24 protein-coding genes and 6 pseudogenes are annotated in these 26,528 nt (G+C 61.8%); 14 read left to right on the top strand and 16 right to left on the bottom strand.

Going from position 1 to position 26,528, the window contains the following annotated elements; genetic code table 11:
* Nucleotides 1–458 precede the first annotated feature (458 nt).
* Nucleotides 459–5,738, bottom strand: coding sequence for a DUF4214 domain-containing protein (locus tag IAI59_RS21955; RefSeq protein WP_207444026.1), 5,280 nt, complete (start codon nucleotides 5,736–5,738; stop codon nucleotides 459–461).
* Between the two features lie 157 nt (nucleotides 5,739–5,895).
* A pseudogene (locus IAI59_RS21950) lies at nucleotides 5,896–6,695 on the bottom strand (transposase).
* Nucleotides 6,696–7,324: 629 nt separating this feature from the next.
* Here IAI59_RS21950 and IAI59_RS21945 point away from each other — a divergent pair.
* From IAI59_RS21945 to IAI59_RS21930, 5 genes and pseudogenes are all read left to right on the top strand, one after another.
* A complete protein-coding gene (locus IAI59_RS21945; RefSeq protein WP_207420050.1) occupies nucleotides 7,325–7,567 on the top strand; it encodes a type II toxin-antitoxin system Phd/YefM family antitoxin in 243 nt (80 codons plus the stop codon).
* Entirely contained in the window at nucleotides 7,567–7,956 is a 390-nt protein-coding gene (locus IAI59_RS21940; RefSeq protein ID WP_207420049.1) for a type II toxin-antitoxin system VapC family toxin, read from the top strand. The genes IAI59_RS21945 and IAI59_RS21940 overlap by 1 nt, the downstream gene beginning before the upstream one ends.
* A gap of 226 nt (nucleotides 7,957–8,182) precedes the next feature.
* Nucleotides 8,183–8,383: a hypothetical protein gene (locus IAI59_RS23225; protein ID WP_237181092.1), complete on the top strand. Its 201-nt coding sequence runs from the start codon at nucleotides 8,183–8,185 to the stop codon at nucleotides 8,381–8,383.
* Complete coding sequence (locus IAI59_RS23220) at nucleotides 8,347–8,598, top strand: LexA family protein (protein WP_237181255.1); 252 nt, start codon at nucleotides 8,347–8,349, stop codon at nucleotides 8,596–8,598. Before IAI59_RS23225 ends, IAI59_RS23220 begins: the two co-directional genes overlap by 37 nt.
* 1 nt (nucleotide 8,599) lies before the next feature.
* A pseudogene (locus IAI59_RS21930) lies at nucleotides 8,600–8,809 on the top strand (Y-family DNA polymerase); the annotation flags it as partial.
* On the opposite strand, the pseudogene IAI59_RS21925 reads toward IAI59_RS21930, so the two are convergent.
* Both IAI59_RS21925 and IAI59_RS21920 read right to left on the bottom strand, forming a co-directional pair.
* Nucleotides 8,762–9,274: pseudogene (locus tag IAI59_RS21925) on the bottom strand (transposase); the annotation flags it as partial. The pseudogenes IAI59_RS21930 and IAI59_RS21925 sit on opposite strands and share 48 nt — an antisense overlap.
* A gap of 46 nt (nucleotides 9,275–9,320) precedes the next feature.
* A protein-coding gene (locus IAI59_RS21920; RefSeq protein WP_237181259.1) for an IS5 family transposase occupies nucleotides 9,321–10,059 on the bottom strand; the annotation gives its coding sequence in 2 pieces (ribosomal slippage) (nucleotides 9,321–9,770 and nucleotides 9,772–10,059; 738 coding nt in all).
* 205 nt (nucleotides 10,060–10,264) lie between these two features.
* Between IAI59_RS21920 and IAI59_RS23490 the strand changes: the two are divergent.
* Nucleotides 10,265–10,390 (top strand): annotated as a pseudogene (locus tag IAI59_RS23490) (PsiF family protein); the annotation flags it as partial.
* A gap of 109 nt (nucleotides 10,391–10,499) precedes the next feature.
* Here IAI59_RS23490 and IAI59_RS21910 read toward each other — a convergent pair.
* Nucleotides 10,500–10,754, bottom strand: a complete 255-nt coding sequence (locus IAI59_RS21910; protein ID WP_207420047.1) for a hypothetical protein — start codon at nucleotides 10,752–10,754, stop codon at nucleotides 10,500–10,502.
* Between the two features lie 295 nt (nucleotides 10,755–11,049).
* Between IAI59_RS21910 and IAI59_RS21905 the strand changes: the two genes are divergently transcribed.
* Nucleotides 11,050–11,256: a hypothetical protein gene (locus IAI59_RS21905; protein ID WP_207420046.1), complete on the top strand. Its 207-nt coding sequence runs from the start codon at nucleotides 11,050–11,052 to the stop codon at nucleotides 11,254–11,256.
* Nucleotides 11,257–11,363: 107 nt separating this feature from the next.
* Nucleotides 11,364–11,594, top strand: a complete 231-nt coding sequence (locus tag IAI59_RS21900; RefSeq protein ID WP_207420045.1) for a hypothetical protein — start codon at nucleotides 11,364–11,366, stop codon at nucleotides 11,592–11,594.
* 14 nt (nucleotides 11,595–11,608) lie between these two features.
* On the opposite strand, the pseudogene IAI59_RS21895 reads toward IAI59_RS21900, so the two are convergent.
* The 4 genes and pseudogenes from IAI59_RS21895 to IAI59_RS21880 form a co-directional block, all read right to left on the bottom strand.
* A pseudogene (locus tag IAI59_RS21895) lies at nucleotides 11,609–11,783 on the bottom strand (transposase); the annotation flags it as partial.
* 35 nt (nucleotides 11,784–11,818) lie between these two features.
* Nucleotides 11,819–12,987 (bottom strand): IS3 family transposase gene (locus tag IAI59_RS21890; protein ID WP_207420058.1). Its coding sequence is split into 2 segments (ribosomal slippage): nucleotides 11,819–12,723 and nucleotides 12,723–12,987, totalling 1,170 coding nucleotides; the frame shifts between segments, so codons are not numbered across the junction.
* 557 nt (nucleotides 12,988–13,544) lie between these two features.
* Entirely contained in the window at nucleotides 13,545–13,820 is a 276-nt protein-coding gene (locus IAI59_RS21885; RefSeq protein WP_207419781.1) for a hypothetical protein, read from the bottom strand.
* 147 nt (nucleotides 13,821–13,967) lie between these two features.
* Nucleotides 13,968–14,951: a LysR family transcriptional regulator gene (locus tag IAI59_RS21880; RefSeq protein ID WP_237181254.1), complete on the bottom strand. Its 984-nt coding sequence runs from the start codon at nucleotides 14,949–14,951 to the stop codon at nucleotides 13,968–13,970.
* 14 nt (nucleotides 14,952–14,965) lie between these two features.
* On the opposite strand from IAI59_RS21880, the gene IAI59_RS21875 reads away from it, so the two are divergent.
* The gene (locus tag IAI59_RS21875; RefSeq protein WP_207419782.1) at nucleotides 14,966–15,715 is read left to right on the top strand and encodes an SDR family oxidoreductase; all 750 of its coding nucleotides are present in this window, start codon (nucleotides 14,966–14,968) and stop codon (nucleotides 15,713–15,715) included.
* Nucleotides 15,716–16,136: 421 nt separating this feature from the next.
* Here IAI59_RS21875 and IAI59_RS21870 read toward each other — a convergent pair whose 3' ends face one another.
* From IAI59_RS21870 to IAI59_RS21860, 3 genes are read right to left on the bottom strand one after another with little or no spacing between them, the layout of a single operon-like run.
* Nucleotides 16,137–16,364: an HAD family hydrolase gene (locus IAI59_RS21870; protein ID WP_237181057.1), complete on the bottom strand. Its 228-nt coding sequence runs from the start codon at nucleotides 16,362–16,364 to the stop codon at nucleotides 16,137–16,139.
* A 47-nt stretch (nucleotides 16,365–16,411) separates the two neighbouring features.
* On the bottom strand, nucleotides 16,412–16,867 hold the full coding sequence (locus IAI59_RS21865; protein ID WP_207419783.1) for an HAD family hydrolase: 456 nt from the start codon (nucleotides 16,865–16,867) through the stop codon (nucleotides 16,412–16,414).
* Between the two features lie 55 nt (nucleotides 16,868–16,922).
* Nucleotides 16,923–17,816 (bottom strand): SDR family oxidoreductase, encoded by an 894-nt coding sequence (locus IAI59_RS21860; RefSeq protein ID WP_207419784.1) that lies wholly within the window; start codon nucleotides 17,814–17,816, stop codon nucleotides 16,923–16,925.
* 122 nt (nucleotides 17,817–17,938) lie between these two features.
* Between IAI59_RS21860 and IAI59_RS21855 the strand changes: the two genes are divergently transcribed.
* From IAI59_RS21855 to IAI59_RS21840, 4 genes are all read left to right on the top strand, one after another.
* On the top strand, nucleotides 17,939–18,751 hold the full coding sequence (locus IAI59_RS21855) for a helix-turn-helix transcriptional regulator (protein WP_237181050.1): 813 nt from the start codon (nucleotides 17,939–17,941) through the stop codon (nucleotides 18,749–18,751).
* 520 nt (nucleotides 18,752–19,271) lie between these two features.
* Nucleotides 19,272–19,490: an anthrone oxygenase family protein gene (locus tag IAI59_RS23215; RefSeq protein ID WP_207419785.1), complete on the top strand. Its 219-nt coding sequence runs from the start codon at nucleotides 19,272–19,274 to the stop codon at nucleotides 19,488–19,490.
* Nucleotides 19,491–19,753: 263 nt separating this feature from the next.
* Nucleotides 19,754–20,083 (top strand): hypothetical protein, encoded by a 330-nt coding sequence (locus IAI59_RS21845; protein ID WP_207419786.1) that lies wholly within the window; start codon nucleotides 19,754–19,756, stop codon nucleotides 20,081–20,083.
* A 188-nt stretch (nucleotides 20,084–20,271) separates the two neighbouring features.
* The gene (locus IAI59_RS21840; RefSeq protein WP_207419787.1) at nucleotides 20,272–20,919 is read left to right on the top strand and encodes a hypothetical protein; all 648 of its coding nucleotides are present in this window, start codon (nucleotides 20,272–20,274) and stop codon (nucleotides 20,917–20,919) included.
* Between the two features lie 498 nt (nucleotides 20,920–21,417).
* Here IAI59_RS21840 and IAI59_RS21835 read toward each other — a convergent pair.
* Both IAI59_RS21835 and IAI59_RS21830 read right to left on the bottom strand, forming a co-directional pair.
* Nucleotides 21,418–22,341, bottom strand: a pseudogene (locus tag IAI59_RS21835) (diacylglycerol kinase catalytic domain-containing protein); the annotation flags it as partial.
* Nucleotides 22,338–23,336, bottom strand: a complete 999-nt coding sequence (locus tag IAI59_RS21830) for an SPFH domain-containing protein (RefSeq protein WP_207419789.1) — start codon at nucleotides 23,334–23,336, stop codon at nucleotides 22,338–22,340. The pseudogene IAI59_RS21835 and the gene IAI59_RS21830, both read right to left, overlap by 4 nt.
* A 358-nt stretch (nucleotides 23,337–23,694) precedes the next feature.
* Between IAI59_RS21830 and IAI59_RS21825 the strand changes: the two genes are divergently transcribed.
* Nucleotides 23,695–24,375, top strand: a complete 681-nt coding sequence (locus tag IAI59_RS21825) for a hypothetical protein (protein WP_207419790.1) — start codon at nucleotides 23,695–23,697, stop codon at nucleotides 24,373–24,375.
* Nucleotides 24,376–24,486: 111 nt separating this feature from the next.
* On the opposite strand, the gene IAI59_RS21820 is transcribed toward IAI59_RS21825, so the two are convergent.
* Together IAI59_RS21820 and IAI59_RS21815 are read right to left on the bottom strand one after the other, a co-directional pair.
* Nucleotides 24,487–25,866 (bottom strand): MFS transporter, encoded by a 1,380-nt coding sequence (locus tag IAI59_RS21820; protein WP_207419791.1) that lies wholly within the window; start codon nucleotides 25,864–25,866, stop codon nucleotides 24,487–24,489.
* A gap of 125 nt (nucleotides 25,867–25,991) precedes the next feature.
* Complete coding sequence (locus tag IAI59_RS21815; protein ID WP_207419792.1) at nucleotides 25,992–26,495, bottom strand: hypothetical protein; 504 nt, start codon at nucleotides 26,493–26,495, stop codon at nucleotides 25,992–25,994.
* Nucleotides 26,496–26,528: the final 33 nt, after the last annotated feature.

The raw sequence follows: 26,528 nt of genomic DNA, 5'->3' as shown, positions 1-26,528 counted from the left end.
CGGACCCTAGGCCCTTCTTCAAGCTGCAGCTACAGCCTTCTGGCACGCTTAGATATTATTGTCGTTGAGTAAGAACAGGCCATGCTGCAGGCCTTTGTCTTTCACCAAACATAACAGGTGTTCTCAGACCCCATGCCCGACCCAGCGGATGAAGCGCTGCGCCGCCATCTCACCGGGTGTCGTATTCAGCAGGCACAGGACGTCACTTAGTACCCATTTCGGTAGCGACAAACGAACGGTTCCATGGCACGCCGCAGGTGTTATTATAGTCTCTTTTTTTGCGGTCGACAGGGCTTCATTAGCAGGGCAGCATCGCTTACTATGCGTCCATCAACTCCATCCGCATGATATCTCCACTGCTTCCACAGCAAATGATTCCACCTTTAAGCGCTAACAAACCACATCAGGGGGAGGCAGACTTGGTGAAAGTCTGCCCCGTAAAAACCAGCAAAATAACGCTATAGTCCAAATATGTCAGATGCAGGATGTCGATCAAATTGGGTCACGTGCTCAATTGACATAGAAATATCCACAGCTAGTTTTTCGAGAGAAACTTCGCCAACATTTATTTTCTCAAGCCAGAAAACAGATCCTGCTTCGTCAACGCCTCTTCCAAAAGAATTATGATAAAACGTCGTTAAAAAATCCTCATTAGATGCACCATGATTTTTGCTCTCAAACTCATGCGAAGCAATAAGGCTTTTAGCAATTTCTTCCAGATTTTCACCGCCGTTTAAAGCCAGTTTCCATGTCCTCAGACCCTCCTCATCAATACCCCGATCAAAAATAGTATCATAAAGCATAGATATTTTTCTTGCTGAATTATCAGTTGTCCAAACACCGTTCGGATTATTAAACTCAAATCGATCAATTGCTTCGGAGCTTATTACAAAGCTTGATGCAACGTTCTCTCTGCTAAAACCCTGATTTAGACTAGATATATGGTGGTTAAAACCTTCTTCGTCTGCTTGGCGGTCCAAGATATTTTCATAAAGATATTTCACGAATTCCGAATTGGATGATGCGTTCAACCTCGACTTGAACTCGTCACTTGCCATAATACCAGAAGCAATCGCAGAGAGATCTTGGTCGGAATTGAGGTGATCATTCCAAAATTGAAGCCCAGATTTCTCAACTGATCGACCTAGCAGACCTTCATACATCATCATCACCTTGGCAGGCGAGGAATCACCTGAATAATTGATTTCGCCGTCACCAACTTTGATTGATTTAACCTCTGCATTGATCGATATATTTTCTCCACCTGCGATTCTTAAAAATATTGTTCCATCATTATTGCGCTGTAGAGCTTCAATTTTACTCAGGGAAATCGTACTTGTTGCGGTGTTATTCTCCGCAAGAGTAAAGCCGGCAATAGTAATTCCGGGCTGCAAATTCTTAGTCGGAAGCGGTGCAACATATTCTTCGTTGACGTCGAGCACCTGCACGGTGAAGTCGCGGCTGATCGTCAGGCCACCCTTGTCAGTGGCCGTGATCGACACCGGCACCGTGGCCTGGTGCTCGAAGTCCAGCGCCACGCCGGCCTTCAACGCCAGCTTGCCGCCCACCACCTCGAAGCGGTCGTCGGACACGCTGTAGCGCAGCTCGTCGCCCCGGTCCGGGTCGAGGCCGCTCAGCACGCCGATCACCGCGCCCTTGTCGTTTTCCCGCACGCTCGTGCTGCTCAGCGTCAGGGCACTGGGCGCCTCGTTGACGTCGAGCACCTGCACGGTGAAGTCGCGGCTGATCGTCAGGCCACCCTTGTCAGTGGCCGTGATCGACACCGGCACCGTGGCCTGGCGCTCGAAGTCCAGCGCCACGCCGGCCTTCAACGCCAGCTTGCCGCCCACCACCTCGAAGCGGTCGTCGGACACGCTGTAGCGCAGCTCGTCGCCCCGGTCCGGGTCGAGGCCGCTCAGCACGCCGATCACCGCGCCCTTGTCGTTTTCCCGCACGCTCGTGCTGCTCAGCGTCAGGGCACTGGGCGCCTCGTTGACGTCGAGCACCTGCACGGTGAAGTCGCGGCTGATCGTCAGGCCACCCTTGTCAGTGGCCGTGATCGACACCGGCACCGTGGCCTGGTGCTCGAAGTCCAGCGCCACGCCGGCCTTCAACGCCAGCTTGCCGCCCACCACCTCGAAGCGGTCGTCGGACACGCTGTAGCGCAGCTCGTCGCCCCGGTCCGGGTCGAGGCCGCTCAGCACGCCGATCACCGCGCCCTTGTCGTTTTCCCGCACGCTCGTGCTGCTCAGCGTCAGGGCACTGGGCGCCTCGTTGACGTCGAGCACCTGCACGGCGAAGTCGCGGCTGATCGTCAGGCCACCCTTGTCAGTGGCCGTGATCGACACCGGCACCGTGGCCTGGTGCTCGAAGTCCAGCGCCACGCCGGCCTTCAACGCCAGCTTGCCGCCCACCACCTCGAAGCGGTCGTCGGACACGCTGTAGCGCAGCTCGTCGCCCCGGTCCGGGTCGAGGCCGCTCAGCACGCCGATCACCGCGCCCTTGTCGTTTTCCCGCACGCTCGTGCTGCTCAGCGTCAGGGCACTGGGCGCCTCGTTGACGTCGAGCACCTGCACGGTGAAGTCGCGGCTGATCGTCAGGCCACCCTTGTCAGTGGCCGTGATCGACACCGGCACCGTGGCCTGGCGCTCGAAGTCCAGCGCCACGCCGGCCTTCAACGCCAGCTTGCCGCCCACCACCTCGAAGCGGTCGTCGGACACGCTGTAGCGCAGCTCGTCGCCCCGGTCCGGGTCGAGGCCGCTCAGCACGCCGATCACCGCGCCCTTGTCGTTTTCCCGCACGCTCGTGCTGCTCAGCGTCAAGGCACTGGGTGCCTCGTTGACGTCCAGCACCCTGACGACAATTTTTGTGCTCTGACTTAGAAACGAATCATCGCGCACCGAAACAACAAGAGAGATTTCCGGAGAATTTTCATGATCAAGAGAGATATTTTTACGGAGCGCCAATTCACCGTTGGTGTTGATTTCAAATCTGTCATCGTTAACACTGTAATGGAGAGATCCAACTGAATGCTGATCCCACTTCAATTTTCCAACAAAAGTCCCGTATTCGTTTTCGCGGATCGCATCAGAATCGATTTGTATCTGAACGGCTTTCTGGGTGATAGCGTCCTGTGAAGATGCTGAGCTTCCGAGCCACCGACCGTATTGGATAGGGTCATCAACAAGTACAAGGACTAAATTTCCTCGTCCGAGATCTCCTGAATCAATCCGGGCTGCCCAAAAATTTATGATACTCTCATCTACGTTATGACCGAGAATCTTGATGGAAACTGCTTCGACAAATTCTTTAGTAGACTGAATTTTAGCCAAATCCGGCGCCAAGCGCTCCAAAATCTCATTCGCGATTACATCATACGAGACTCCACCAGCCACACCCTTCCAGACGAATGGCGCAAGTTCGCTGTCAACAGGAAGGCGACCTACGAGGCCATGAAATATCCGTGAAATCTCTAAACCTGCATGATCCGGGACCCAGATACCAGCGTCAATTACTTTAGCAAAATTAGCTTTTCCTTGACTGGATGAAGCAAGAAAATCAATTAGATAGCCTGTATACGAATGCCCCTGATTACTGAGAATATTTAGCCATTGATTCATTTCGCTAGCATTAGGACTACGCCCAAGCGCAACCTGCCAAATATGGGTTACAAAATCGCCCCTCAGTGAAACAGCTTCACTCGCGGTAGAACCAATAATTGTAGCATACTTTGCAGAAAATTCCGCAGATCGAACAAGATCTTGTGCCAATGTCTGGGTAGTTTCAGTGCCAGCAGAAATCAAATTGACAATTTTTTCAATTTCATCAGCTGTTGGCACGCGTCCAACGGCGGTAAGATAGACCCTCGTTACTTGTGCGGCAACGCTATCAGCACTGAAATTGAAGCTGCCATCTATGAACCTGATTTGCTCGACCGAGCTGAAATTAACTTTCTCGCTACCCAAGTAAAAAGATCCCGACTTCTTCTCTTGTGAAGAAGCCTGAGAAAACTTGATCATGTCGTCAATTTTTTCCGGGCGAGTCATCGCTAGAAATATTTGATCATGACCCGCATTTCCACGGATTTCGACTCCGCCGTGGTCAACAACAAAAACCTCGCTCGCACTTGAGCCATTGTTAACTCCGGCTTTGAGATCGCCGAATTGAATCTCCTTGTGGTGGAGGGTTGAACTATCGGCTAAAGGCTTTGCGAGAATGCCTTCATCACCCAGCAACTCGGCTGAGTTGGCTACACGAAGGATAAGCTGATCTCGGGTCCACAGCCCCTTTTCAAGACCCCGCACGAGGCCTTCCACGACGTCACTCTCAGGGAGATTTTTATAAGAATTTCTAACGATACTATAGACGAAATCGAAGTCGCCCTTTTGCGGAAAACGGCCAAGATAATCTTTATAGACGTCAGAAGCAATTTGTAGTTCAGAGGCGCCACCTAGTAGTAGTGCCTCAGCATAATATTTCAGTTGCGCATCATCCGCACTCGATCCCGTGACGATTTTTACAATGCGCTCTACAAAGTCTGCTTCCTTGAATACATTCCAAGTAACGTCACGAAGATCAAGAATGCCATCCAGGAACTGGATTTTCTCAATGCCAGTGAACGTTATTGTGTTACTACCATTTTTAAAGATGCCCTCCTTCCCAGAAAGGTCATCATTCTGCATTGTGTTGTTTCGGAATATTAAATTTTCTGGATTCTGCATGAGGTGGCGCATTCGGACACTTACAATGAGGGTGTCCGTTCCGGTTCCACCGAGCACAATATCCGTGCCAAGCCCTGGATCGAGGAAATCATCTCCTTCTCCACCATTGAGTTTGTCGTTCCCACGGCCTCCGACTTCCCAGTCCTTCCCCCCAATCCCCACAATTGTATTGCCGTCATCAGAGCCTACGCTCTTTAATCCACCACCAGAGAGCTGCTCCCATTGCACAGGGGCAGCCTCCTTCTGCGCATTAGTCCCGTAGATGTAAGACAGGGCTCCAATGTCGATAGCAGACAAGGAATGCATCAAGCCGGTCGGATCTTCTTGATGCGTCATGATCGAGACCGACCGGTCGAATGCTACATTCGGTAGGACATAACGCCCGGCGTAAAGATGGTTCATGCCAATCGCATGGCCAAATTCATGGATAGCGAATTCGAACCCCTGCCCGCCCGGCATAAGATCCATTTTTTGTAACTGATCGATATACTTGGCATTAATCCAAATATCGCCATTAAATGCTGTAGGGCCTGGGGCCATGACTAGCCCAAGCCCACTTACCTCAAGCATTTCTTCGATACGCCACGTGATATCAGCTTTTGTGGGGTCATCGACTTCGATAAGCATGATTCCTGTCGCCGCATTATGGACGGACGCTGCGAGGCGGATAGCCTCCTTCCACTGCTCGTTCCATGCATAGCTGTTACCCGTTGAGGTGTATGTGACACCGGCAACGTTTCCATGGAAATCTGCGTGCTCATCACTAAAATGATAAGTTATTACTGTTGGCTTGCTGATTTTTCCTCCTGTCCAGTACGCTGCCTCCCAGCTTTCATAGAGCACAGTTGAGATTTCGATCGGAACCTTTGAGGGAGAATACTCTGACTTCTTAATCGCTGGATCGTTTTTATACGCGTCAGCATTTTCGACATATTTTCGTAGCTGAGTACTACAGCCACCACAAGCGTTGCAGGCGCCTGCCGGACACAGGGTACCCATCAGTTCAGAGAAATCCATAGCCCAATTCCCTCACAAAATTTCTCTGAGGGTAGTTTGATGGAGTTAATCAAATTATCTTTTTGTGCCTCAGGCGGTCACCAGCGACGCGTTCCGCCACAGGTGGTTTACGCTGACGAGATCACTTCTCCACTGCTACCGCAGACGAGAGAGGCTGCTATGTACCCGCGGCGCTTGGGGGAACATACGTATGCATGAGGCATGCGAAGGCGACGAGGTGGAAATCGGCAAGGGTGCTTACATAACGCTGATAGTTTTTCACTAGCCTCTGCAAGCGTGTCGCTCAGGCAAAGGATCGCTCGACCACCCTGCGCTATGGCAGAAATGCGAAGCGGCGCTTGGCTTCTGGCCGCTTTACCACATCCAGTTCGATGCCGTGCTCTGGCAGTTTCGGCCGCCCGCGTACCGGTGTAGCCCTAGTCGACATAGGCCAGTGTGATACTCTAACAGGTGGAGACCCTGTATTGCCTGGGCAAGCCGTCCGACTTCAGCGGGGTCATCCGCGCTGGTAGGCCTGACGTGCAGCGCGAGCAGATGGCCGAGAGTGTCGAACGCCAGATGCGGCCTAAAACCCTTCTTACGCTTGGCTCGACCACAGCCCGCTCCTTACACTCAGGTGAGGAACACAACCTCCGGCTATCAGCAATGGCAGCGCTGGGCTGCGCTTCTCGTCCGTCAGCAAAGCGCAGTACCATCCGAAGGTCCTTAACCTGGGCCTCGAAGCCGCCATCCGCCAACCAGCGCCGCGCCCACTGATAGACGGCCGCCCAGGTTGGCAGATCGTATGACATCCAGCGTCAAGGGCGCCGGCCTTGATCGCGTATCGCGGGCCGTTAAATACCTCGCACAGCAGTGCTCGCTTTGCCCGACATGCTCGGGCATCAGCGTCAGGTCGGGCGTGACCAGCGACCACTTATCATCAGAAACGTCGGGGGGATAAGGCTTGCAGATACTCATATCACGCAACCTGCTCGTTAAAGACCTTCAGGTCCCTAACAGCCCCTATCACATCGCTGCCTGACCGGGCGAGGCGGGGACAATAAGGACCTTGGTGCTGGTCTGCGACCCTCGCCCACTGTGGCGTCACATACCAACCTCAACGACTATTCAACCCACTCATCACACCGATACGATGTGCACACCGCCGACGTAGGTTCCTCTAGGTTCATCGTAAATTGCTCAGGTGGTGCTGAGTTGGATTCGGTCTGCTTGCTCCCTTCCACACGGGCCTGATGGCCAGCGCTGGTCCGATTAGGGCCTGTCACCAGTTAGGGCGTTCACCACGCCGCCGCAGTGCGGATCTTGTAGCAGGCCCAAATGAACGCTTGGTAAACGCTGCAGCGAGTCACTGAGCGGAGTGAACAAGATCGATAGATCTCACTCACCGCGCAGCCGCCACAGCTATCCATCGTAGCGCCGGCTCAACCTTAGCCGAGCAATGATTGGCCTGCTGGCAAGTCCTGAGAAGGTTGTTGAATGACCGCGGTCAGCGGAGGGTATCTTCTTGCATCATGGCCACTCATCCGCAGGTCATTTTCGGTGGACTAAGCTTAGTCCATTTGATAACGTCGCCTTAAGGAGCATTCATGCAGACTGTCAACATTCACGCCGCCAAAACCCACCTGTCCCGTCTGGTCGACGCCGCTGCGGCAGGCGAGGAGATCCTGATCGCCCGCGCCGGGCGCCCCGTTGCCCGCCTGGTGCCGTTGCAAGAGGTCGCGGCCATGCCCCGCCGCCAGCTCGGTCGGTTGGCCGGACGGATCCACGTGCCGGACGACTTTGATGCGGCGTTGCCGGACGACGTGGTGGCAATCTTCGAGCGGGGCTGATGCGTCTACTGTTGGATACACACCTGCTGCTCTGGGCGCTCACCAGCCCAGAGCGGCTGGATGCGACCACACGCGCTGTGCTGGAGGATCCGCAGAACGAGGTGCTGTTCAGCGCTGCCAGCCTGTGGGAGATCGCCATCAAGGTCGCGCTGGGGCGCTCGGACTTCACCTGCGATCCTGGCCAGATCCTGCTGGCCGCGCTGGATACCGGCTTTGTGGAGCTACCCGTGCGCGCTGTGGCGACCATCCGGGTCGCCAACCTACCACCGCATCATCGCGATCCCTTTGATCGCCTGCTCATTGCCCAGGCCATGAGCGAGCCAGTTCGCCTCTTCACCGCCGATGCGGCTCTGCCAGTATACTCCGAGCTGGTGACGCTTGTTCGGTAGGCTGTTGTCCCGTCGGAGCACGCAAGCGCCCAGCGGCCTTACAGCCTCTGGGTCTGTGCTCGGCGTAGATGTTGGTTACTTGTCGATCCGCGCCAGCAGTGGGCCCCCCCGGCTCGATTGCTACCAGCAGGCGGTATGCTGGACCTTGTGGCGCATTCGAGCTCTGCCGGATGAGCAGTTTCGTCGACCAGGCTACGTACAGCGCTGAGCCGCCGCAGCCTCGGCGATGACCCCGCCGCGCCATCCCGACTTGCCTGCCGGGCCATTGGGCTATCCCAGCGCCGAGACCACCGGCGTCGTGTCCCCCGCCGGCGACCACCTGAAGCGGCCGATCGACCTGTCCGACGTGCTCGACCTGCGCCGACCCAACCGCAACCGCAACCGGTGCGCGTGCTGGGCGAGGCCCTGGCCCAGCGCGGCATCCTGACCGGCGATGTGCTGATCGTCGACGCCGCGGCGGAGTCCCGCTCCGGCGTGGTGGCCATCATCATGATCGGCGGCGAGGTGCTGCTGGGCCAGTTGCGCTGGCGTGCAGGCCGGTGGTGGCTGCGCTCCAGCCAAGCCGACCGCGAGCCATTGTTGCTGGGCGAGGAGGCTGAGATCTGGGCCGTGGTCGCCAGCTTGGTGCGTGAGCGGGTGTGAGATGCCCGCCGTCTACGGCCTGATCGACGACAACAGCTTCTACTGCTCCGCCGAGCGCGCCTTCGCGCCAACGCTGCGCACCCAGCCGTTGGTGGTGCTGTCCAACAACGACGGCTGCGCCATCGCCCGCACCGCGGAGGCCAAGGCGCTCGCCATCAAGATGGGTGACCCCTGGCACCACCTGCGCCAGGGGACCAACCTCAGCGCGATTATCCGCACTGGCGGGCGTGATGTGCAGCGCCAGCAGATGGTCCAGCGTGTCGACCGCTAAATGCAGCTTCGTGCCCTTCTTGCGCTTGGCGCCGTCATATCCTGCTCGCTCGCTGCTTTCGGGTGGGGAGCGTATCGTCCGGCTGTCTAGGATGGCAGCGTTGGGCTGCGCCTTTCGTCCGGCCGCCTGCCGCAGCACCGTCCGGAGATCCTCGGCCAGCGCCTCGAAGCAGCCTGCCGCCGCCAGCGCTGTGCCTGTTGATAGACGGCAGCCCAGGGCGTCAGGTCGTTTGGCATCCAGCGCCAGGGCGCGCCGGTCTTGATGGACATAGCGCAGGCCGTTGATCGCCTCGCGCAAGCTGTGCTCCCGCTGCCCAGCGTGCTTGGGCAGCAGCACCAGGTACGGCGCGACCAGCGCCACCTCTTCATCAGACACATCAGAGGGGTAGGACTTGCGGACACTCATGCCCCCGCAACCTGATCGTTACCGATCCGAAGGTCCATAACAGCCTCTAGGCTCGGAACTCACTAATCCAGAAAAAGACGATTGTAGCGAGGCAGATGGCGGACAGGGAAGTGTGGGCGCATCGGTCGTAGCGCATGGCGATGCGGCGCCAGTCTTTCAAACGGCCGAGCATGTTCTCGATGCGATAACGTTGCCGGTAGAGCGCCTTGTCGTAGGGGAGTGGTAGCCTGCGGCTGCGGCTCGATGGGATGCAGGGAGCGATGCCGCGCTGGATCAACGCTTGGCGGAAGCGGTTGCTGTCGTAGCCCTTGTCGCCCATCAATTCCTTGGCCCGTGGCAGGCTGGGTAGCATCAGCGTCGCGCCCTTGTGATCGCTCATCTCGCCCTCGGTGAGCAGCAGGACCAGCGGTCGGCCCTTTCCCTCGCAGGCAGCGTGGAGCTTGGAGTTCAAGCCGCCTTTGGTCCTTCCGATACGGCGGGGAACAGCCCCCTTTTTCTAGTAGGTTGACTGCTGTGCGATAGGCCTTGAGGTGGGTGGCGTTGATCATCAAGCGGTCGGGCTCACCGGCCTGCCCTGCAAGGCATGCGAAGGTGCGGTTGAACACGCCAAGGCGGCTCCAGCGAATAAAACGGTGGTACAGCGTCTCATGCGGCCCGTACTGGCCAAGTGCGTCGCGCCAGCGCAGCCCGTGACGAATGACGTAGATGATGCCGCTGACCACCCGCTGGTTGTCCACCCGTGGCACGCCGTGCGAAAGCGGGAAGTAGGGCGCGATCCTGCGGATCTACGCCTTCGTCAGCCAGAACAGGTCCGCCATGGCAACACCTCGGGCTGCCGTAGCATCAGCCAATCCCATCAACGCCTAGCCCGAGGTACGGATCCTGAGCCGCATGGATTGTCGTTCTATGCTCTGTCAGGTTTGTGCGGCCTCGCTGGGATAGAGGTGTTCCCTAACCTGCCAACCCACTGCGGCACAGGTTACTCAACGCAATCGCATGACAGCTTGCAGTACCGATGTGGGGGCCCGGCCATTGACCGCAGGGGGCCGCCACAGCTTCATGAGTGACTGCATGGCCGGGCGGACATCCTCGGCCACGGCGCCCTCAGCACGCTGAGAGACTAGCGTGCGCAGCACATATGCCTAAGCGAGGCGGACGCCGTACTTATCAAACTTACGCTTAAGTGAAGAAGTACCTGCGTCCTGGACAGGCTTCCACAGGATGATCAGCAATCCCGTGCTTTGTCGTACAGTTGCATGAACACGGTTTCAAGTTCTGCAGCCAGCATGGCCCGATAGCCCATGTCGCTGATGACCGCGTCATTTGGTGATGGAGCCTCTGACAGGCTGCGCTTGAGCGAGGTATAGCATTCAAGCAGGCGATGGCGGTCAAGCACGCTCTCTCCCAGTTCATCGCGGATAGCGGTGAGCAGCGCGGCGTGCACACTTGATTGGAGTTCTGTGAGGTCGGGTCGGCTCATGGCGGCTGGAATGCTCCAAACCTTCCTGGGCTGTCAAACAACCCAAGGTTAGCAGTAGGTTAATGGACACATGCAAGGCACTTCATCGCTTGAACGAAATGTAATTTTTCTCGACAGAGATCCATAAACTGATTTTAAACATGACTTTACGGCTGTCTGCTCATTTCGAGCAAAAACACTGTCGCATTTATGATGCAAAGGGTTAAAAAGCCGCCCTTGTGGCCGTGACAAAGCTTGGCAAGATGCGCTCACTCACGAACCCGTGAGGAATAGCCAGCCAATATGGACTCACGCCATGGATGCCCTCGACCCTGCTGCCCAGGCTTCGAACGGTGCTCTCGTTGACGACGCAGATATGACCTTCGCCCAACGTATCGAGGGGGTGATCCGCACCATCGAACATCTGGCGGTCGCTGCGGCCCATGCGGAGGAACCCTGCGCACGCATTCTGTTCAGCACGGCCAATCTGCTCCGTGTCAGCGTGCCTCATACGCTGCGTTGACCACGCAGAAGACTTTTTGAGAACGTCCGTGTGAGCGTGCGGCAGCCTTCAATCATTAAGACCTTCATGGCTGCTGCGCCGCTGACTACGCTAGGCGACAAAGTAACATGACACCCTTCTATAACCTCGATCCCCTATCCTCGGCTTCGCTAGACGACTACAGATCGGCACAAGCTACGATGAACCGCTTTGGTGACGATGCTGAAGCCAAGGCACTTGAGCATGTCGATCGTTTCTACTTTGCAGGAGACCACGAAGGGATCAGTCGATGGATGAATGTCCTGCTCGCGATCCGTGAACTCCGGGGAACTCGGAGCAAGCTAGAAAATATTCATTAGCCGCCTAGAGGTTGTTATGAACCTGCGGCGAGTTGAGCGGCCTGCTTGAGCATGAGGCAGGCGAGGGCGACGAGGTGCAGATCGGCAAGGGTGCTGGCGTAGCGCTCCATAGTCCTTCACCAGCCGCCGGAACCGTGTTGCCCAGGCAAAGGATCGCTCGACCACCCAGCGCCGCGGCAGCAGCATGAAGTGACCAGCCCCCATGAGGTGATCCGAGCAAAATGTCAGTGTACGGGCGGCCTGGGTGGGGTTGAACCGGCGGGACTTGGCGTTCCCGTCAGCACGGCTGGTAATGTCAGTATCACCTCCGGCGCGGGTGGCCGATAGCGCAGCGCGGAGTGCGGGCGTACCGTGTTGTAGTGCTTGCGCCATTGCTCGATCAGCACGCGGGCTTCCGCCAGGTTGTTGAACACCTCAGCATTGAGCAGCTCGTCCCTGAGCTTGCCGTTGAAGCTTTCCACGTAGCCGTTCTCCCACGGGCTGCCCGGCTCGATGTAGGCCGTTCCGGCACCCACCCCGGTGATCCAGCTCTTCACCGCGGTGGCCACGAACTCCGGTCCGTTGTCCGAGCGGATGTGCCCGGGGATCCCGCGCAGGATGAACAGGTCCGCCAGCACGTCGATGACGTCGAGGGAGTTCAGCTTGCGCGCCACCCGGATCGCCAGGCATTCGCGGCTGAACTCGTCCACCACGTTCAGCATCCGCAGCTTGCGTCCGTCCCGGGTGCGGTCCTCCACGAAGTCGTAGGCCCAAACGTGGTTCGCCCGCTCCGGGCGTAGCCGCACGCAGGATCCGTCATTCAGCCACAACCGCCCGCGCTTTGGCTGTCGCGGTGGCACCTTCAGCCCCTCGGCCCGCCAGATCCGCTCCACCCGCTTGTGGTTGCACGCCCAGCCCTCAGCGCGCAGCAGGGCGGTGATGCGCCGGTAACCGTAGCGGCCATACTGCTTGGCCAGTCTAACAATAGCCCGGGTCAGCGCTGCCTCGTCGTCGGCCGCCCGCCGCGGCTTGCGCTGCGTCGAACGGTTCTGGCCCAGCACCCGGCAGGCCGTGCGCTCAGAGACCTGCAACGCCGCTGTGACATGGTTCACCGCGACGCGACGACGGGCAGCGCTCAGAAGTTTCCCGAAGCGGCTTCCTTCAGGATCACCTTCTCCAGCGTCAGGTCCGATACTGCCCGCCGGAGGCGGCTGTTCTCCTGCTCGAGCTGCTTCAGCCGACGAACTTGGTCCAGCTTCAGGCCGCCATACTCCGATCGCCAGCGATAATAGGTCGCCTCCGTCACCCCGATGGCCCGAGCACCGTCAGCCACCGTCTTGCCCTGACCCACCAGAACCTCGACCTGCCGGAGCTTGGCCACGATCTCCTCAGGCTTGTGCTGCTTCCGAGCCATTCCAACCCTCCAAATTGCACCACCGATCTCACACGATCGGCGGCCCACTTCTACGGGGACAGGTCACTCCGGCAGCTTCACCACCTCCAACCGCAGGGAAGGGCTTGGAAACAGCGCTTCTCCATCTCGGCCGTTATCTCGGTTGGTGATATGAAGGCCGTGTCCTCGGGGTCGACCAGTAGAACTGCCCGTAATCAGCCTGCCATGCGAGGGTCGCAAAATACCGTAGCGTCACTGAGCGCCTCTCTGTTGAACAACCAAGGTGGCCGGCCAAGTCGGTGGCAGTACCATGCAGCATCTTGGACCGCTTTCCGCCCTCTACCTGGGAGAGGGCGGCTAAGTACCATAGTAGCGCTGCGTGAGGTGGTCCACGGTCGATCCCAAAATGTCCTTCCCGTAGCGATGGTAGAGCGCACCAAGGCCAGAACTCGTTGGGATGCCCGGCGAAGAGATGGAGGCGATGCGGGGATTGCCTCTAACCCCCGCCCTGTCCTTGAAAGCAGGGCCACTCAGCCAGCCGCCCATCTGCCAATAAGGGTGACAGGCAGGGATCGTAATCAGCCGCCAGTGCGGGGTTTATTGGTCTCTGGGACCTTTTCGGGTTCGTCGCTGCCCTTAACCTTGATATTCACTGGGCCGCCGGGGCCATCCTTGATGCCCAGGCCTTTATTGTCGCCTGGTTGGCCGTTGTAGTCTTTGGATGGGTCCATCGGCTTGGCGTCGGGGTCGAACTGTCCCTCATTCACATCGTGTGGTCCGACGCTTTCAGGCCGCGCGCTGGACGGCCCAGTGCCCCAGTTCTTGAAACCTTCGGTGTTGGCGGGATCGGTCATGTGTACGGCCCTCTAACATCCCAGAGGGGATGTCCTGTGCCAGAGGTGGTACCGCCCGTCAGAGGATCCCAATCAAGCTTGCTCGATGCCTTCCTCTTCTGCGACATCAAGCTGGCAGTCGAAGGCACGCGATAATGCCTTATCAGGTCATGGCACAGGCGGCACGTTGCTTGCCACGAAGTCGAGGAAAGTTCGGAAGGCCGAGGACATCTGGCGCCGGCTTGGATAGTACAGGAACCAGTTCGGCAGCGGCGGAGACCAATCCTCCAGCACCGGCACGAGTTGCCCCGCCGCGATGCCGGGCTGGACGTACTCCTCCACGAGACGGATCAAGCCCACATCGTCCAGTCCGGCCCGTAGGCTCACGCGGGGGTCGTTCACCGTCAGCGGACCCTCCGGTGTGATGCTCACTTTCCGTCCAGCCTTCTCGAACTCCCACGGGAACATGCTGCCGCTGGGGAAGCGGTGTCGCACGCAGCGATGGCGCAGCAGGTCTTCCGGCTGTTCCGGCACCCCATGCTGCGCAAGATAAGCCGGTGTGCCGAGCACGAGGTAGCGCAGAGGACCACCGATGGGCGTGGCAATCATGTCCTGCGCCAAGTCCTCGCCGAAGCGCACGCCCGCGTCGAAACCGTTCTCCACGATGTCGACCCGGGCGGCATCGCTGATCAATTCCAGCGAAACCTCCGGATTGGCGGCGAGGAACGCACCTGCCAGTGGCGCCAAGCAAGTTTCGAGGGCCGGGATCGGCGCGTTGATGCGGACGGTGCCGGTCGGCCGGGCACGGAAGTCGTTGACCATGTCGACGGCTGCCGCGATCTCGTCCAGCGCTGGCTGCAGCCGCTGGAGCAGTCGCTGCCCGGCCTCGGTAGGCGAGACGCTGCGGGTGGTCCTATGAAGCAGCCGCACCCCCATGCGCTCCTCCAGATTGCGCATGGTCAGGCTCAGCGCCGAGACGGAGACGCCGCGTTTCGCGGCAGCCTTACGGAAGCTCTTTGCACTGGCGATGGCCGCGAAGGCCTCAAGCTCGGCAAGGTTTCGCGTCGTCATTGTTGAGTTCTTCTTCACAGGACAGGAAGCAGAATCCAGATTATCGAACGCTTCGGGACAGGCCACAAGGTGCTCTTCCACTCTGGAGCACAGCCATGGATATCGCTGGCAACACCATCCTGATCACCGGCGGCGGCACGGGCATCGGCCGGGGTCTGGCCGAGGCCCTGCATGCGGCGGGCAATGCCGTCATCATCGCCGGGCGGCGCCGGGCCCCGCTGGAGGCCGTGGTGGCGGCCAATCCTGGCATGCACTTCGCGACCCTCGACATCAGTGATGCCGCCGCCATCCGCGACTTCGCTGCGCGCATGGTCGCTGAGCATCCGGGGCTGAACGTCTTGTTTAACAACGCCGGCATCATGCAAGTCGAGCAGGTGCTCACCGATCCGGATGCACTGGCAGTTGCTGAGGCCACGATCACCACCAACCTGCTCGGCCCCATCCGTCTGACCACGGCCCTGCTGCCGCACCTGCTCGCGCGTCCGAAGGCTTCCGTGGTGAATGTCTCGTCCGGCCTGGCCTTCGTGCCGCGCGCCGACACACCAACCTATTCAGCGACAAAGGCGGCCATCCACTCCTACAGCATCGCCCTGCGCCATCAGCTGCGTGACACACGCGTACAGGTCATCGAATGGGCGCCGCCGCTGGTGGCCACGGACCTGACGCCTGGCCAGCGCGACAACCCGCAGGCTCTGCCGCTAGCGGACTTCATCCGCGAAAGCATGGACCTACTGGCAGCCAACCCAGATGCCGTTGAGATCCTGGTCGAGCGGGTCAAGCCGCAGCGGACGGCGGAAGCCACCGGCAGCTTCGACACCGTCTTCAACCGGATTAATCCGCGCTGACGTAACTCAAAGCCCAGGCTTGCCACACTGCTCGGGAGCGAGCACGCCGTCTCCCGAGCGATCACCCGCTGCGATTGTGGACACCGCGCACGCTCTAGCGCTTGGTCGTCCGCCGACACATGGCCAGGAGGCCCCAAGCGAACAGGAGCGGCGCGGTAGAACCAATAACGCTCCAGAAGCTTTCATGTTGCCTGGGCGGCGGAACGGGCGTGCGGACCCCCGCCCCCGTCTGGCGTGGCTGCATGGCCCCCAGCCGCTTGTACGTCGGCACGACAATCCCGGCATCGCGTGCCTAGCAGATTGTCGGCCGGCAACTGGCTTGATCCGCCCGCTATCGACCTGAAGCAGCGCCTAATCCGTCTTGTGCTGGCAGGAGGAGCGCCGCGGCTCCACTTAAATCAGAGACTGCTGCATAGGGAAGCTAGTCCAAATTTCCGTGTTGCCCCAGCCGCTTCACCCAGATACCCCGCACTCCAAACGTGTGACAGGCCTTCATGTCGAGAAACATGCCCATCACGACATGAACCGTTTCATCCAGCCTGACTCCCAACATGCGATAAGCTTGCTCGAAGAGCTTTGGGGACGGCTTGTAGACTTGCGCTCGTTCGGCGGTCATCACGTAGTCGATCGGCACGCCAAGCCGGGTCAGGTTATGGACGATGAGGTCTTCATCCGAGTTCGTGAAGACCGCGAGCTTTAGCGCTCGCGCAGCCGCCGCAGCACATCCGGTACCTCGGGATGTGGCCCCATGGTCGGGATCGTGGCCGCGAGAGGTTCCATAATGTCATCGCTAGCAGCGACGCTATGCTCCGTGAGAGCCGCACGAAAGCTGATGCGCAGGATGTCCCTATACAGGCGGTGGGGTCTCTCTACCTCCAGGCGCCGCGAGTGCCGCGAGAAGGTGTCGAGGACCGCGGCAGCCTCTGCCACGCCGCAACCTTGTACGACGAGGGCTGCTCCAATTTCCCGCAGCAGCACCTCGTGCCATTGCACGAGCGTGCCGTAGCAGTCGAAGGTAATGATCTTTGGCGCAGGGTTAAGCTTGAACATCGAGCCTTCAGAGTTGGGCATCAAAAGAGCCCTCATCGTGAATCGCTTGGCTGGTTCGATGATGCCTGAACTCGGCCGGTGATTTCCCATGGAAACGGCCACCGCCTGCTCCAATGCTCGTAGCCGGGCTCGAGGCTGCTTTATCTCCCTCGCTTGGTCAAATAGCTCCGTAGTCCATCGCCCGGAGGTCCTCGAGCAGGCCTGGCCCCCTCGGCTTCCAGTCCAGCCGCTTCTGCGTCCATAGCCCGGAGGCTCGCATGTCGAGGTCGGCGAAGATGCCGAGCGGTCCGAAATGGTCCTGCACCTCGCCGGGCGGGATCGAGATCACCGGCACACGCAGGCCCTGCCCGATGACCTCCGCAATATCACGGGCCGTCACACCCTCCTCATCCACCGCGTGGTAGCGGCCGCCCGGCTTCGCTTTTTCCAATGCCAGCCGGTAGAGGCGAGCGACGTCGGTGATATGGGTCGCCGACCATCGGGTCAGGCCGTCGCCCACATAGGCGGCGGCGCCCTTAGCACGGGCCAGTTCGATCAGCGGCGAGACCAGGCCCTGCCGGATGGTGTCGTGGACCTGCGGCAGCCTCATGACTGAGACGTTGACGCCGGCCTGTAACAGTGCCCCGCCGGCGAACTCGGAGGCTCGGCGAGGGTTTGGGTGGTCGAGGTTAAAGATCTCCTCCCGTGCAGGTTCCCCGTGGCCCGGGCTGCCCATCCCAATGGCGGAGGTGATGACCAGCGGGCGGTCGGAGCCGGCAAGCTCCGTGCCGATCGCCTCAATGACGCGCCGGTCATTCTCGCAATTGGTCGCATAGTTCGAGAAGTCGTGGTCGAAGGCGCAATGGATGACGCCATCAGCCTTTGCGGCGCCGCGGCGCAGGCTGACCAAGTCATCCAGCGCCCCACGATGCGCCTGCGCGCCCAGGGCCGCGAGCCTCTCGGCACCGGCGGCCGAGCGGGTGAGGCCAAGCACCTGATGCCCGGCCTGGATGAGTTCGGGGATAAGCCGCGACCCAATGAACCCGGTCGCGCCGGTCACGAACACACGCATGTCGAAAGCCTGTTTGCTGTCCTTCGACGGATATCCACCTCCTCCTGACCCTGTTAAAGCTGTGACGTTATCGGGGTATAAGGTCCACCATCTTGATTGGTCTAGCGGCAGCGGAAAGCGGGTTGGGCGCTTACCTCAAAGACCGGCGCAGTCGCCTGGACGCCGCAGCTCTGGGCTTCTCCACATCCCGCCGCAGGACGACGGGCCTGCGCCGGGAAGAGGTCGCCGGGCGCGCGAATATCAGCGTCACTTGGTACACCTGGCTGGAGCAGGGACGGGGCGGTGCTCCCTCCGCCGAGGTGCTGAACCGGATCGCTCGCGCGCTTATGCTGACCGACATGGAGCGCGAGCATCTGTTCCTGCTCGGCCTCGGACGACCGCCGGAGGTGCGCTACAGGGCGGCCGATGGCGTGTCGCCGCGGTTGCAGCGGCTGCTCGACGCGCTTGAGTTCAGTCCCGCGATCATCAAGACCGCCACCTGGGATGTGTTGGCGTGGAACCGGGCGGCCGCGGCGGTATTGACGGACTACGGCGCCCTCCCCCCCGGGCAGCGTAATATCCTGCGCCTGATGTTCGGCCAGTCCCGGGTCCGCGCTGCTCAGCACGACTGGGAAAGCGTCGCCCGCTTTGTGGTCGGTGCCTTCCGCGCGGATGCGGCGCGGGCTGGCGCTATGTCCGAGGTCAGCCAGCTGGTGGACGAGCTGTGTCAGATCAGTCCTGAGTTCACGGCGCTCTGGCGGGAGAACGAAGTGGGTGCCCATGGCGGGGGAACCAAGCGCCTGCGCCATCCGACCCTCGGCGTCATCGAGTTGGAATACTCCTCCTTCGTGGTCGAGGAACGGTCGGATCTCGGCATGATCGTCTACAACCCGGTTTCGCCTGCGGACACGGCGCTGATCCGGGATCTTATGAAGATGAAGCTTCCCGCGTCGTAGGGGTACGGGGGAGAGTTAGAAGTCTCCGACCGTTGCATGAGACAGCTTGCGCGCATCGGTTGGTTCGCTTCTGACCGAAGCAAGCCGTCACCGGGCACTGGATCGCTCGATAAGCGCGTTGCCATCTCCATGGGCATCCGGCATTGTGGCCGCGCCGAAAATAGAGTGGCAGGTTGGTCGCTCCTGCACCCATCCTTGGACGGGCTCTTCTCAGCCTCGGCGTCTCAACCCGATCGGTATCGGGGAGACGCATCAGGCATGGTCGCGTCTCCCGTAGCGCACCAGAGGAGAATTCAGGTGGTCTTTGGCCTTATTGCCCTTGTCGCTGCGACCCTGTTTGCTGGGGCCGCGCTCTACATCACTCTCGTCGAACATCCCGCCAGGATGGGCCTGGGAGATGAGCCCCTGCTCGCGCAGTGGCAGTAGCTACAGACGTGCTCTGCCCATCCAGGCCGGCCTGGCCGTGCTGGGAGGAGCCGCGGGGCTCGTTGCCTGGTACTACCTGCTCGAATAGCAGTGGATGGTGGGAAGGCTGCTGCGGCTCGCCAACTGGCCGTTCACGATGCTGGTCATCATGCCGACGAACAAGCAGTTGATGACGATGCAGCCGGAGGACGCGGGGGCGGAAAGCCGTCACTTGCTGCGTCTCTGGAGCAGTCTGCACGGTGCCAGGAGCGCACTCGGCTCCGCCGCAGCGCTATTGTTCGCCTGCAGCCTCCTCATCACCTACCAGGTTTGAATTCCGCCCCCCCCCTGATCCTACGAGCACGCTTTGAGGTGCGATAACTTTGCATTTCCAAGCGAAGCCGCTTCGCAGGACAGCGATCCTCATGTGGATCAGCGGGCAGGCTGACATCCGCAAGCAGTAGAAACGTCTTCGCCAAGTCGCTAGGCAGAAGCATGATGCACAGCTCAGGTCACGACCGTGGACCTTCTCATCCCTCCACCAACAGCACCCTCCGCCATCTGGCACGCTGGCTCCTGCGCGGGGCGGTGGTCGCGATGACCATCGCATTGGCGGGGCGGATCGAGCATGAGTTGGACAGCGTGTCGCTGGGGCGGGTGGCGTTGGCGGCTGGTATCGGTACAGTGGCAGGGTTGCTGGCCATCGGCATAAGCTTCGCCTCCAAGGATGATGTGCTCCATAGCCGAACGTTGGACTGGTTGTTGCTCGGCCCGTGGACCATCCTGTTCATCCTGGGACTGTGGTGGCTGGAGGAAGCGCTGGATGCCGGTCCGCTTAGGGCAGTCCTGGCAGCAGGGGCAGCCACCTTGGGCAGCGTGCTGCTGACCTTGTTGGGGGTCATGCTGCAGCGGCTGGCGGCACGGTGACGATGGGCTGCGGGGGTAGGTATCGTGGCGAGGACGCTCAGCCGGGTGCTGCCGGGCTGTTCGCCTGGCCAGTGACGGATGCATTTTCATTCTGAATTTTGAACGAATGGATGACAGGGGCAGTCGAGCATGCGGCATTCGTGTGACGTGCCATCCGCAATGTTACATCTGTCGGCCTTTGAAGTCCGATGATCCGTTCTATCCTGGTTCTCCTCCTCCTTGGACCATCGCTTCAGGCTTCCACGATCGTGTCGGCCGAAGTCGCGGGGCAACGCTATGTCGTGCCGTCGGCATTGCTGCCACAAGACGGTATTCAACCACCGCCCCGAGGTTTCACCCAAACGCTGAGGCTGCAGCCAGTTTGGCCGGGGATGCATCCCCCGCCGGCACAGCACAGACTGGGCTACGCGGACGGGCTGCTAGACATCCTGCTCCAGGACTTGTCCGCCACCACGCGTGTCGAGGCGCTGGCAACCCTGCCGGACCCAAGAACCCGGTTTCTGGCGCTGTGGCAAAACAGCATGATCGATCAGTTCGCCCTGTCGCCCGGCTTCCGGCTGGCATCGCTGGTCCCCGAAGCAGGCGAGGCGCCGCCAGGCCTGCTACGACTCGGGGGCATCCAGGGATTGCGTGAACTGATTCTCTATGCGGACGGGCGGCCGGAGCATCTTTGCATCCTGATGATGTGCCAGTCCGGACTGAGCTGCCAGTTGTGGTGGATGCGGGGAGACAGTGCCGTGCAGGTCACGCTGGCAGCGCAATTTCTCCCAGATTGGGCAGACATCCGACAGCAAACGACGGCGCTGCTGGACGGTATGAGCGCAGGTCCGCGTTGATGCGATGGATCAGAGGACATCGCCCGCTGTCCTTCCGGCACAGCGGTAACCGCGCGGACGCGTCGCAACGGCCGCTCCGTTTTTCCAGGTCACTTGACAGTACAGGTGGCGGACGATCCGGCGGCGCACGCGAGGCGTTGGTGGCCCGCCCTTGATGCGGTGGTGCTGACCACGACCCTTTGTGGCTTCGGTCTCAGGGGCAATGTCTTCCGCGCGCATCCGCACGCCGCCTTGTTAGAGCGCGAGCTTGTCCGATAACGGGGCCTTTTCACCGGGGCCGAGCTGGCGAGGCGGCGGTGCGCGGGTGTCACAGCCACGGACCAATGGTATGGCCAGAGCAGCCAGCAGCAACAGCAGCAACCCGCGGCGCCAGCGCCGCCGCCGCTGGACGGGCGGGGCGGCGGGCGGCGGCGCGGCGGCCACCGCCGGCGCCACGCGCACCGGGCCCCGGCGCTTCAGCGGGTCAACGCGCGCGGCGGCAGGCGGGCGCGGCGGGCTGCCCGGCACAAAGCGCAGTTGCTGCCGGGCGACGGACACTCGCAGCGTCCGCCCCCAGGCGAAGTCCAGCCGGTCGGCCTCGATGCCATCGGCGAAGACCACCCCGCCCTCGTTCATGCGCGACACCACCAGCAAGGCCTCGTCGCCTTGCAGCCGGCCATACGACAGGCTGGCGCCCGTGGCACGGCTGGGCCAGGGCTCGCGTACCAGGAACACCGCCGCCGGCTCATTCGGCGCCACATCCACCGTGACGCCCGTCGCGCGCGAGATGGACAGCGCCCAGCCCGTGGCGCCGGTGCCGCTGGCAACGATCAGCCCGGACGAGGACTGGGCTTCCTGCCGCCCCGCGTGGTGCAGGCTGTAGCGGGCCGACTGGTGGCTCCTGTGGCCAACAAAGATCTCGTTCAGCGCCAGCAGCGTTTGGCCGTCGTCGAGCTGCGCCTGGATCATGGTGCGCGGCTCGGTGGGCAGCGTGCCAGCGGCGGCACGCGGCAGCATGGCAGCGGCGGCCGCGGCCGTGTGCGGCACCAGCACGCCGGCGTTGCGCGACGGTTCGGCGTTGACGCCGATCACCGGCTGGCCGGACAGGTATTTGGCCAGGTTGGCCACCAGCCCGTCCTGGCCCACCGCCACCACCACATCCTCGGGCGCGAACAGAAAGCGGTCCAGCTCCGTCCGGCGCACGCTGGCAATACGCCAGCCCTTTGGCGCGCCGGCCCGGATCTCGGCCAGCAGCGCCGCGACATGCGCGCGCTGCGCTTCCAGCTGGTCCAGGGTCTGGAAGTCCGCCGGCCCGGCGGCTTCCTCGGCACGGCGGCGCAGAAAGGCCACGGCCTGGCCGCGCGTGGCGTGGCGGGCCAGCAGCCCGTCATACTCCGTTTCGCGCGTCACCAGCACCAGCCGGGGGGCGAGGGCGCCGGTCACGGCGCGGGCGCGTCGCTCCCGCGCGGAGCGGCGGCGGGCGACCGCAGCAGCCCGCCCAGTGCCGCCGTCAGGTCGGGGGTGACGTTCAGCGTGTCGATGCGCGTCAGCTTGTCGGCGAAGGCGCGCAACACCTGGGCCTGCAGCACCGCCGGGTCGGCGTCGCGTAGCAACGCCAGACGCTCGCCCTCGGCGGCGTTGCGCGCGGCTTCCACCACCCGGATGCGCCCGGCTTCCGCCTCGGCGGCGATGCGCCCGGCCTCGGCGCGGCCCTCGGCGGTGCGGCGGGCATTCTCGTCTTCCTGGGCGATCAGAGCGGATTGCCGGCGGGCCAGCTCCACCTTGGTGGACAGTTCGTTTTCGGCGATCGCGCGCTCTTTTTCCACCGCCTGGGCGCGGCGAGCAAAAGCGGCCTCGTCGGCCAGCCCCTGGGCCCGCTCGAAGGTGGGCGTTTCCAGCGCGCGCGCCAGCTCGGCGCTGGGGCTCAGCCCGGCGATGCGCACTGTCACCACGGCCAGCCCCATCTCGCGCAGCCGGGGGTCGGCCGCCAGCGCGGCGGCGATGCCGTCCTGCAACGGGGCCGCGCCCTCGGCCAGGAGGTCGTGCACGGCGCGGTGCTCCACGTAGCGGGCCGCCTGATACTGAGCGAGACCGATCAAGAGGCTGGCGATGCGGTCCAGCGGGTCGGTGCGCAGCCTGCCAGTGCGCAAGTCGATGGTGAAGTCCACGCGCGACGCCAGCGCTTCCGGCTCCGCCGCGCGCCAGGTGATGGTGCCCTGCACCGTCATCACCTGATAATCGCGCGAACGTGCCTGGAACACGAAGTCCGTGTCGCGGTCGTCGGCCGGGATCTCAACGATCGAAGTGCGATCCGGACGGAACCAGAAGGCGAGGCCGCGGCCGGAACGCACTCGCTGGCCGCGCCGAAAGGTGATCACGTGGCTCGATGCCTCGCTCCGCAGGTGGCGGTAGGAAAAGAACCAGGAGATCTCGGCCATGGGCTGCATGCTAGTCGGGGCCTCGTGCACCGACAAGGCGGGGGAGGGGCAGTCGAACCTGGCGGTGATGGGGGTGGTCCTTCGCGAAACAGCGATGACGCGGCTGCGCGCCCCGGGTGAAGGCATCGCAGGTGATCGGCATGATCGTGAGGGCCTGACCCAGCGATCCGCTGTGCGCCGGTGGCCTAGTGGCATGGCGAAGTTCCCTGTGGGCTGCCAGCCTATGGGACGCACGGGTTTGCCGCTGCTACCATGACCGCTGATGCTTCGGCTTCCCGTGGCAGGGATCATCTGCCTGCCCAATGGTGGCGGGGGCGTCGGTGAGGCATCCTGCAGCCTGCCATGGACGGGGGGCCGCATGATGGATATCGACAGCCGCGGTTGGACCGGCCCGGCGCCCGAGCCGGCGCCTGCGGACCGCCATGCCGCTCATGCCGCCTTTCTCGCCGCCGGCGGTCCGGCGGCGGCGCGGCCACAGCGTGTGGCCGCCGCGGCGTGCTGGACCGGGTTGGTGCTGCTTCCTTTCGTGGTGCTGCTGGGTGCCGACGACCGGAGCTGGCCACCAGGACTGCCAGCGGCGGGCGATGCTTTCCGGGCCATGTTGGACGCCTGGCTGGTACCCTCGATCGGGTCCAAGGGTGTTGAAGGCGTGGTTGCCGTGCTGGGCGACCCGCGTGTGCCGGCCCTGCTGTTGGCGCTGGCCGGTAGCATCGCCGGCATGGCCTCGGCGTGGCAGCATCGGGCGGCGCTGACGCGCGGCTTCCAGGCAGCGGGCGATGCCCTGCAAACCAGCCGCTTCGGCGGCACGGCGACGCTGCTTCTCCTGCTGTCCACGCTGCGGCCGGTGGGCGGCACCCTGTTGGCGCTGAATGCCCTCATGCTGTGGTTCTTCGCCCGACTCACCGCCGAAGCCTTGACGACCTTGGTGAAACGCATCGCGGCGGGTGCAGCGCGCCGGAGGTGGGACTGGGCGACGCTGCTGGCCAGCCTGGGCGGGCTGCTGCTGGCGCTGGCCCATGTGCTGCACGGTTTGCAATAGCCAGCGGACAGCGCCTGGGTACGCGGCCTTCGGCCGTGCCAGCCCTTGACCAGATCGCCACGGATCGAACGCAGCAGCTGTTGCCCTGGCGCCCGCCGCCTGGGCGGCCGCTTACGCGCTGCGGCGGGTTGGCGGAGACGGCTTGCCCCCGCCCTTACTGAGCCATGCTGCCAGCAGAACCAGAAGCCCTTGCAGGCCGAGGCCGGCAGGGAAGGCATTGTCCGGATCATCACCTGCTGGTTCCCCGAGCAGGAACAGCAGCAACGTCAGGAAGGGCGCCAGCACGCCACCCAGGGCGCCGGCAGCGACCAGCAGGCCGGCCGCCGCCGCTTCCCGCCCCGGTGGTGCATCACCGACCAGGGCACGGGCATTGCCGCTTTCAAAGAGTCCCCGACCGGCACCCAGGATCACCACGGCGACCGAGGCGCCGGCCATGCCGCCCCAGGGGAGAGCGAGCATCGCTACGCCAGCCGTCAGGAACAAGGCTCCGACCATGGCAGCCTGCCAGCCTGACCACCGCTGGATACCCCAGCCACCCAGACAGGCGGCCAGGATCGTCGCGGCCGCAGCAACCAGCAGCAGAAGGCCTAGTGCTTCCGGCGAAACCGCTTCGCCGACCATCAGGCGGGACGGTGTCGACGTACCGATGGCCGCGATGGCCAGGCCGCCAAGCAATGCGGCTCCCACCGCGTAGCGGGACTCTGGCCGCATCAGCAGGTCGAGGGGCAGTACGGACACCGTTCGGCCTTTCTGCCGCCAAACCCAGAGCGTCAGGACAAGCAAACCTGAGATAAAGAGCGCCAAGCTCAGCCACGGCCGGAACCGCGCAAAATGTAATGCACCTAGCAGCAGACCGAGCGACAGGAAATTCAGTACCGTCCCCATGACATCGAGGACGGCGTTCGGCACACCCGCTGGCAGGGCCTGCCATCCCATAGCAAAGACGGTCAGGACAAGAAGCAGGCTGATCAGCACAGGGCCTGCGGGGCCGATGCTCGCAGCTAGTCCAAGCAGCATGGGCAACAGGGCTGCGCCGGCCACGCCTGCCACGACCACAAAGCCCAGTCCGATGCCCTGGCGCGCCTCGCCAAACACCGGTCGAACAAGGGCGAGGCAGGCGACAAGCAGACCCGCCGAAGCCATGCCCTGCAAGAATCGCAGACCGATCAGCACCCAGGGTTCGAGGGGCAGTGCCGCGGCGATTGAAAGCGCGGATACGAGCGCAATTGAAACGAGAAAGATGCGCCTTGGACCAAACCGATCAAGGAATGCCGCCGCAGGCAGTGACGCCAGAAAAAGGCCGATCGGATAGGGCGGATAAAACAGTGCAACGGAAAACATGGGCAGCGCCAGGCGCTGCATATGGTGAAACAGTACTATGGAGAAGAGCGTACTGGGGAGGGTGGCCAGGGCCGCTCCGAGCAGTAGGGCCAGCAGCGCCCGCCATCGCACGCCACGCTCCGCCCAGGCCTCGTTGTTTCGCGCCTTCAAAGGCGTTGTTCGCTGCTCATGTCTGCGTCCTGGCCAGCCGGTATGCCGAGTTCTTCCGCCACGAACATCGGTGTGGTCCCGCTTGCCGGCCACCCCGCCCCGCTGTCCGGAGGGGCTTGTCGGGTTTAAAGATTCTTTTCCAGGATCTGCGTCAGCGCGTCGATGCGGGGCTGCAGGTCGTGCACATTGGCGAACGGACGCCAGTTGATGTCCAGCACGCCTTCAGCAAATGTCAGCCCGTTCGGGTAGTTCGAGGCGGGGACCGTCTTCTCGTCGTAACGGACGTGGATGCGCTTCAGCTTTGCGCGGAGTGCGTCGCGACCCATCTCGTCGCGGGTGATGCCGCGCAGGGCGGTCGTCAGAGGCTCGAAGATCGTTTTGCCGAAGAAGGCATCATCGGCGTAGTGCGCGGCATCGCCCGGAATGGTGAGTTGGTCCCATTCCACCTCGACCGGCACCGCAAAGCCCGCAGCCTGCTGGATGCCTTGCTCGATCGCCGGCCACTTGTCCTGCCGATAGGCGGCGATGGCGCGCCGTTCCGCTAGCCCCAGCGCGGCCTGGGCATGGCCTGGCCTCGGCAACAGCGGCAGGGCCATCGTGCAGGCAAGCAGAAGACGTCGTGAGGTCATGAGCTGGGCTTTCCATCGGTTCAGAGTCGATGG

This window comes from Roseomonas haemaphysalidis (genome assembly GCF_017355405.1).
Taxonomy (GTDB): domain Bacteria; phylum Pseudomonadota; class Alphaproteobacteria; order Acetobacterales; family Acetobacteraceae; genus Pseudoroseomonas; species Pseudoroseomonas haemaphysalidis.
Note: the sequence above shows the minus strand (reverse complement) of the source record. Positions and strands in the feature narration are given on the sequence as shown.

Excerpts from the sequence above, each read along its gene's own strand:
- IAI59_RS21815 (WP_207419792.1), bottom strand. The coding sequence starts at position 26,495 with ATGACCTCACGACGTCTTCTGCTTGCCTGCACGATGGCCCTGCCGCTG.
- IAI59_RS21875 (WP_207419782.1), top strand. The coding sequence starts at position 14,966 with ATGGATATCGCTGGCAACACCATCCTGATCACCGGCGGCGGCACGGGC.
- IAI59_RS21940 (WP_207420049.1), top strand. The coding sequence starts at position 7,567 with ATGCGTCTACTGTTGGATACACACCTGCTGCTCTGGGCGCTCACCAGC.
- IAI59_RS21910 (WP_207420047.1), bottom strand. The coding sequence starts at position 10,754 with ATGAGCCGACCCGACCTCACAGAACTCCAATCAAGTGTGCACGCCGCG.
- IAI59_RS21860 (WP_207419784.1), bottom strand. The coding sequence starts at position 17,816 with ATGCGTGTGTTCGTGACCGGCGCGACCGGGTTCATTGGGTCGCGGCTT.
- IAI59_RS21825 (WP_207419790.1), top strand. The coding sequence starts at position 23,695 with ATGATGGATATCGACAGCCGCGGTTGGACCGGCCCGGCGCCCGAGCCG.
- IAI59_RS21900 (WP_207420045.1), top strand. The coding sequence starts at position 11,364 with ATGACACCCTTCTATAACCTCGATCCCCTATCCTCGGCTTCGCTAGAC.
- IAI59_RS21885 (WP_207419781.1), bottom strand. The coding sequence starts at position 13,820 with ATGACCGATCCCGCCAACACCGAAGGTTTCAAGAACTGGGGCACTGGG.
- IAI59_RS21845 (WP_207419786.1), top strand. The coding sequence starts at position 19,754 with ATGACCATCGCATTGGCGGGGCGGATCGAGCATGAGTTGGACAGCGTG.
- IAI59_RS21830 (WP_207419789.1), bottom strand. The coding sequence starts at position 23,336 with ATGGCCGAGATCTCCTGGTTCTTTTCCTACCGCCACCTGCGGAGCGAG.
- IAI59_RS21905 (WP_207420046.1), top strand. The coding sequence starts at position 11,050 with ATGGATGCCCTCGACCCTGCTGCCCAGGCTTCGAACGGTGCTCTCGTT.
- IAI59_RS21945 (WP_207420050.1), top strand. The coding sequence starts at position 7,325 with ATGCAGACTGTCAACATTCACGCCGCCAAAACCCACCTGTCCCGTCTG.
- IAI59_RS21840 (WP_207419787.1), top strand. The coding sequence starts at position 20,272 with ATGATCCGTTCTATCCTGGTTCTCCTCCTCCTTGGACCATCGCTTCAG.
- IAI59_RS21955 (WP_207444026.1), bottom strand. The coding sequence starts at position 5,738 with ATGGATTTCTCTGAACTGATGGGTACCCTGTGTCCGGCAGGCGCCTGC.
- IAI59_RS23225 (WP_237181092.1), top strand. The coding sequence starts at position 8,183 with ATGACCCCGCCGCGCCATCCCGACTTGCCTGCCGGGCCATTGGGCTAT.
- IAI59_RS23215 (WP_207419785.1), top strand. The coding sequence starts at position 19,272 with ATGGTGGGAAGGCTGCTGCGGCTCGCCAACTGGCCGTTCACGATGCTG.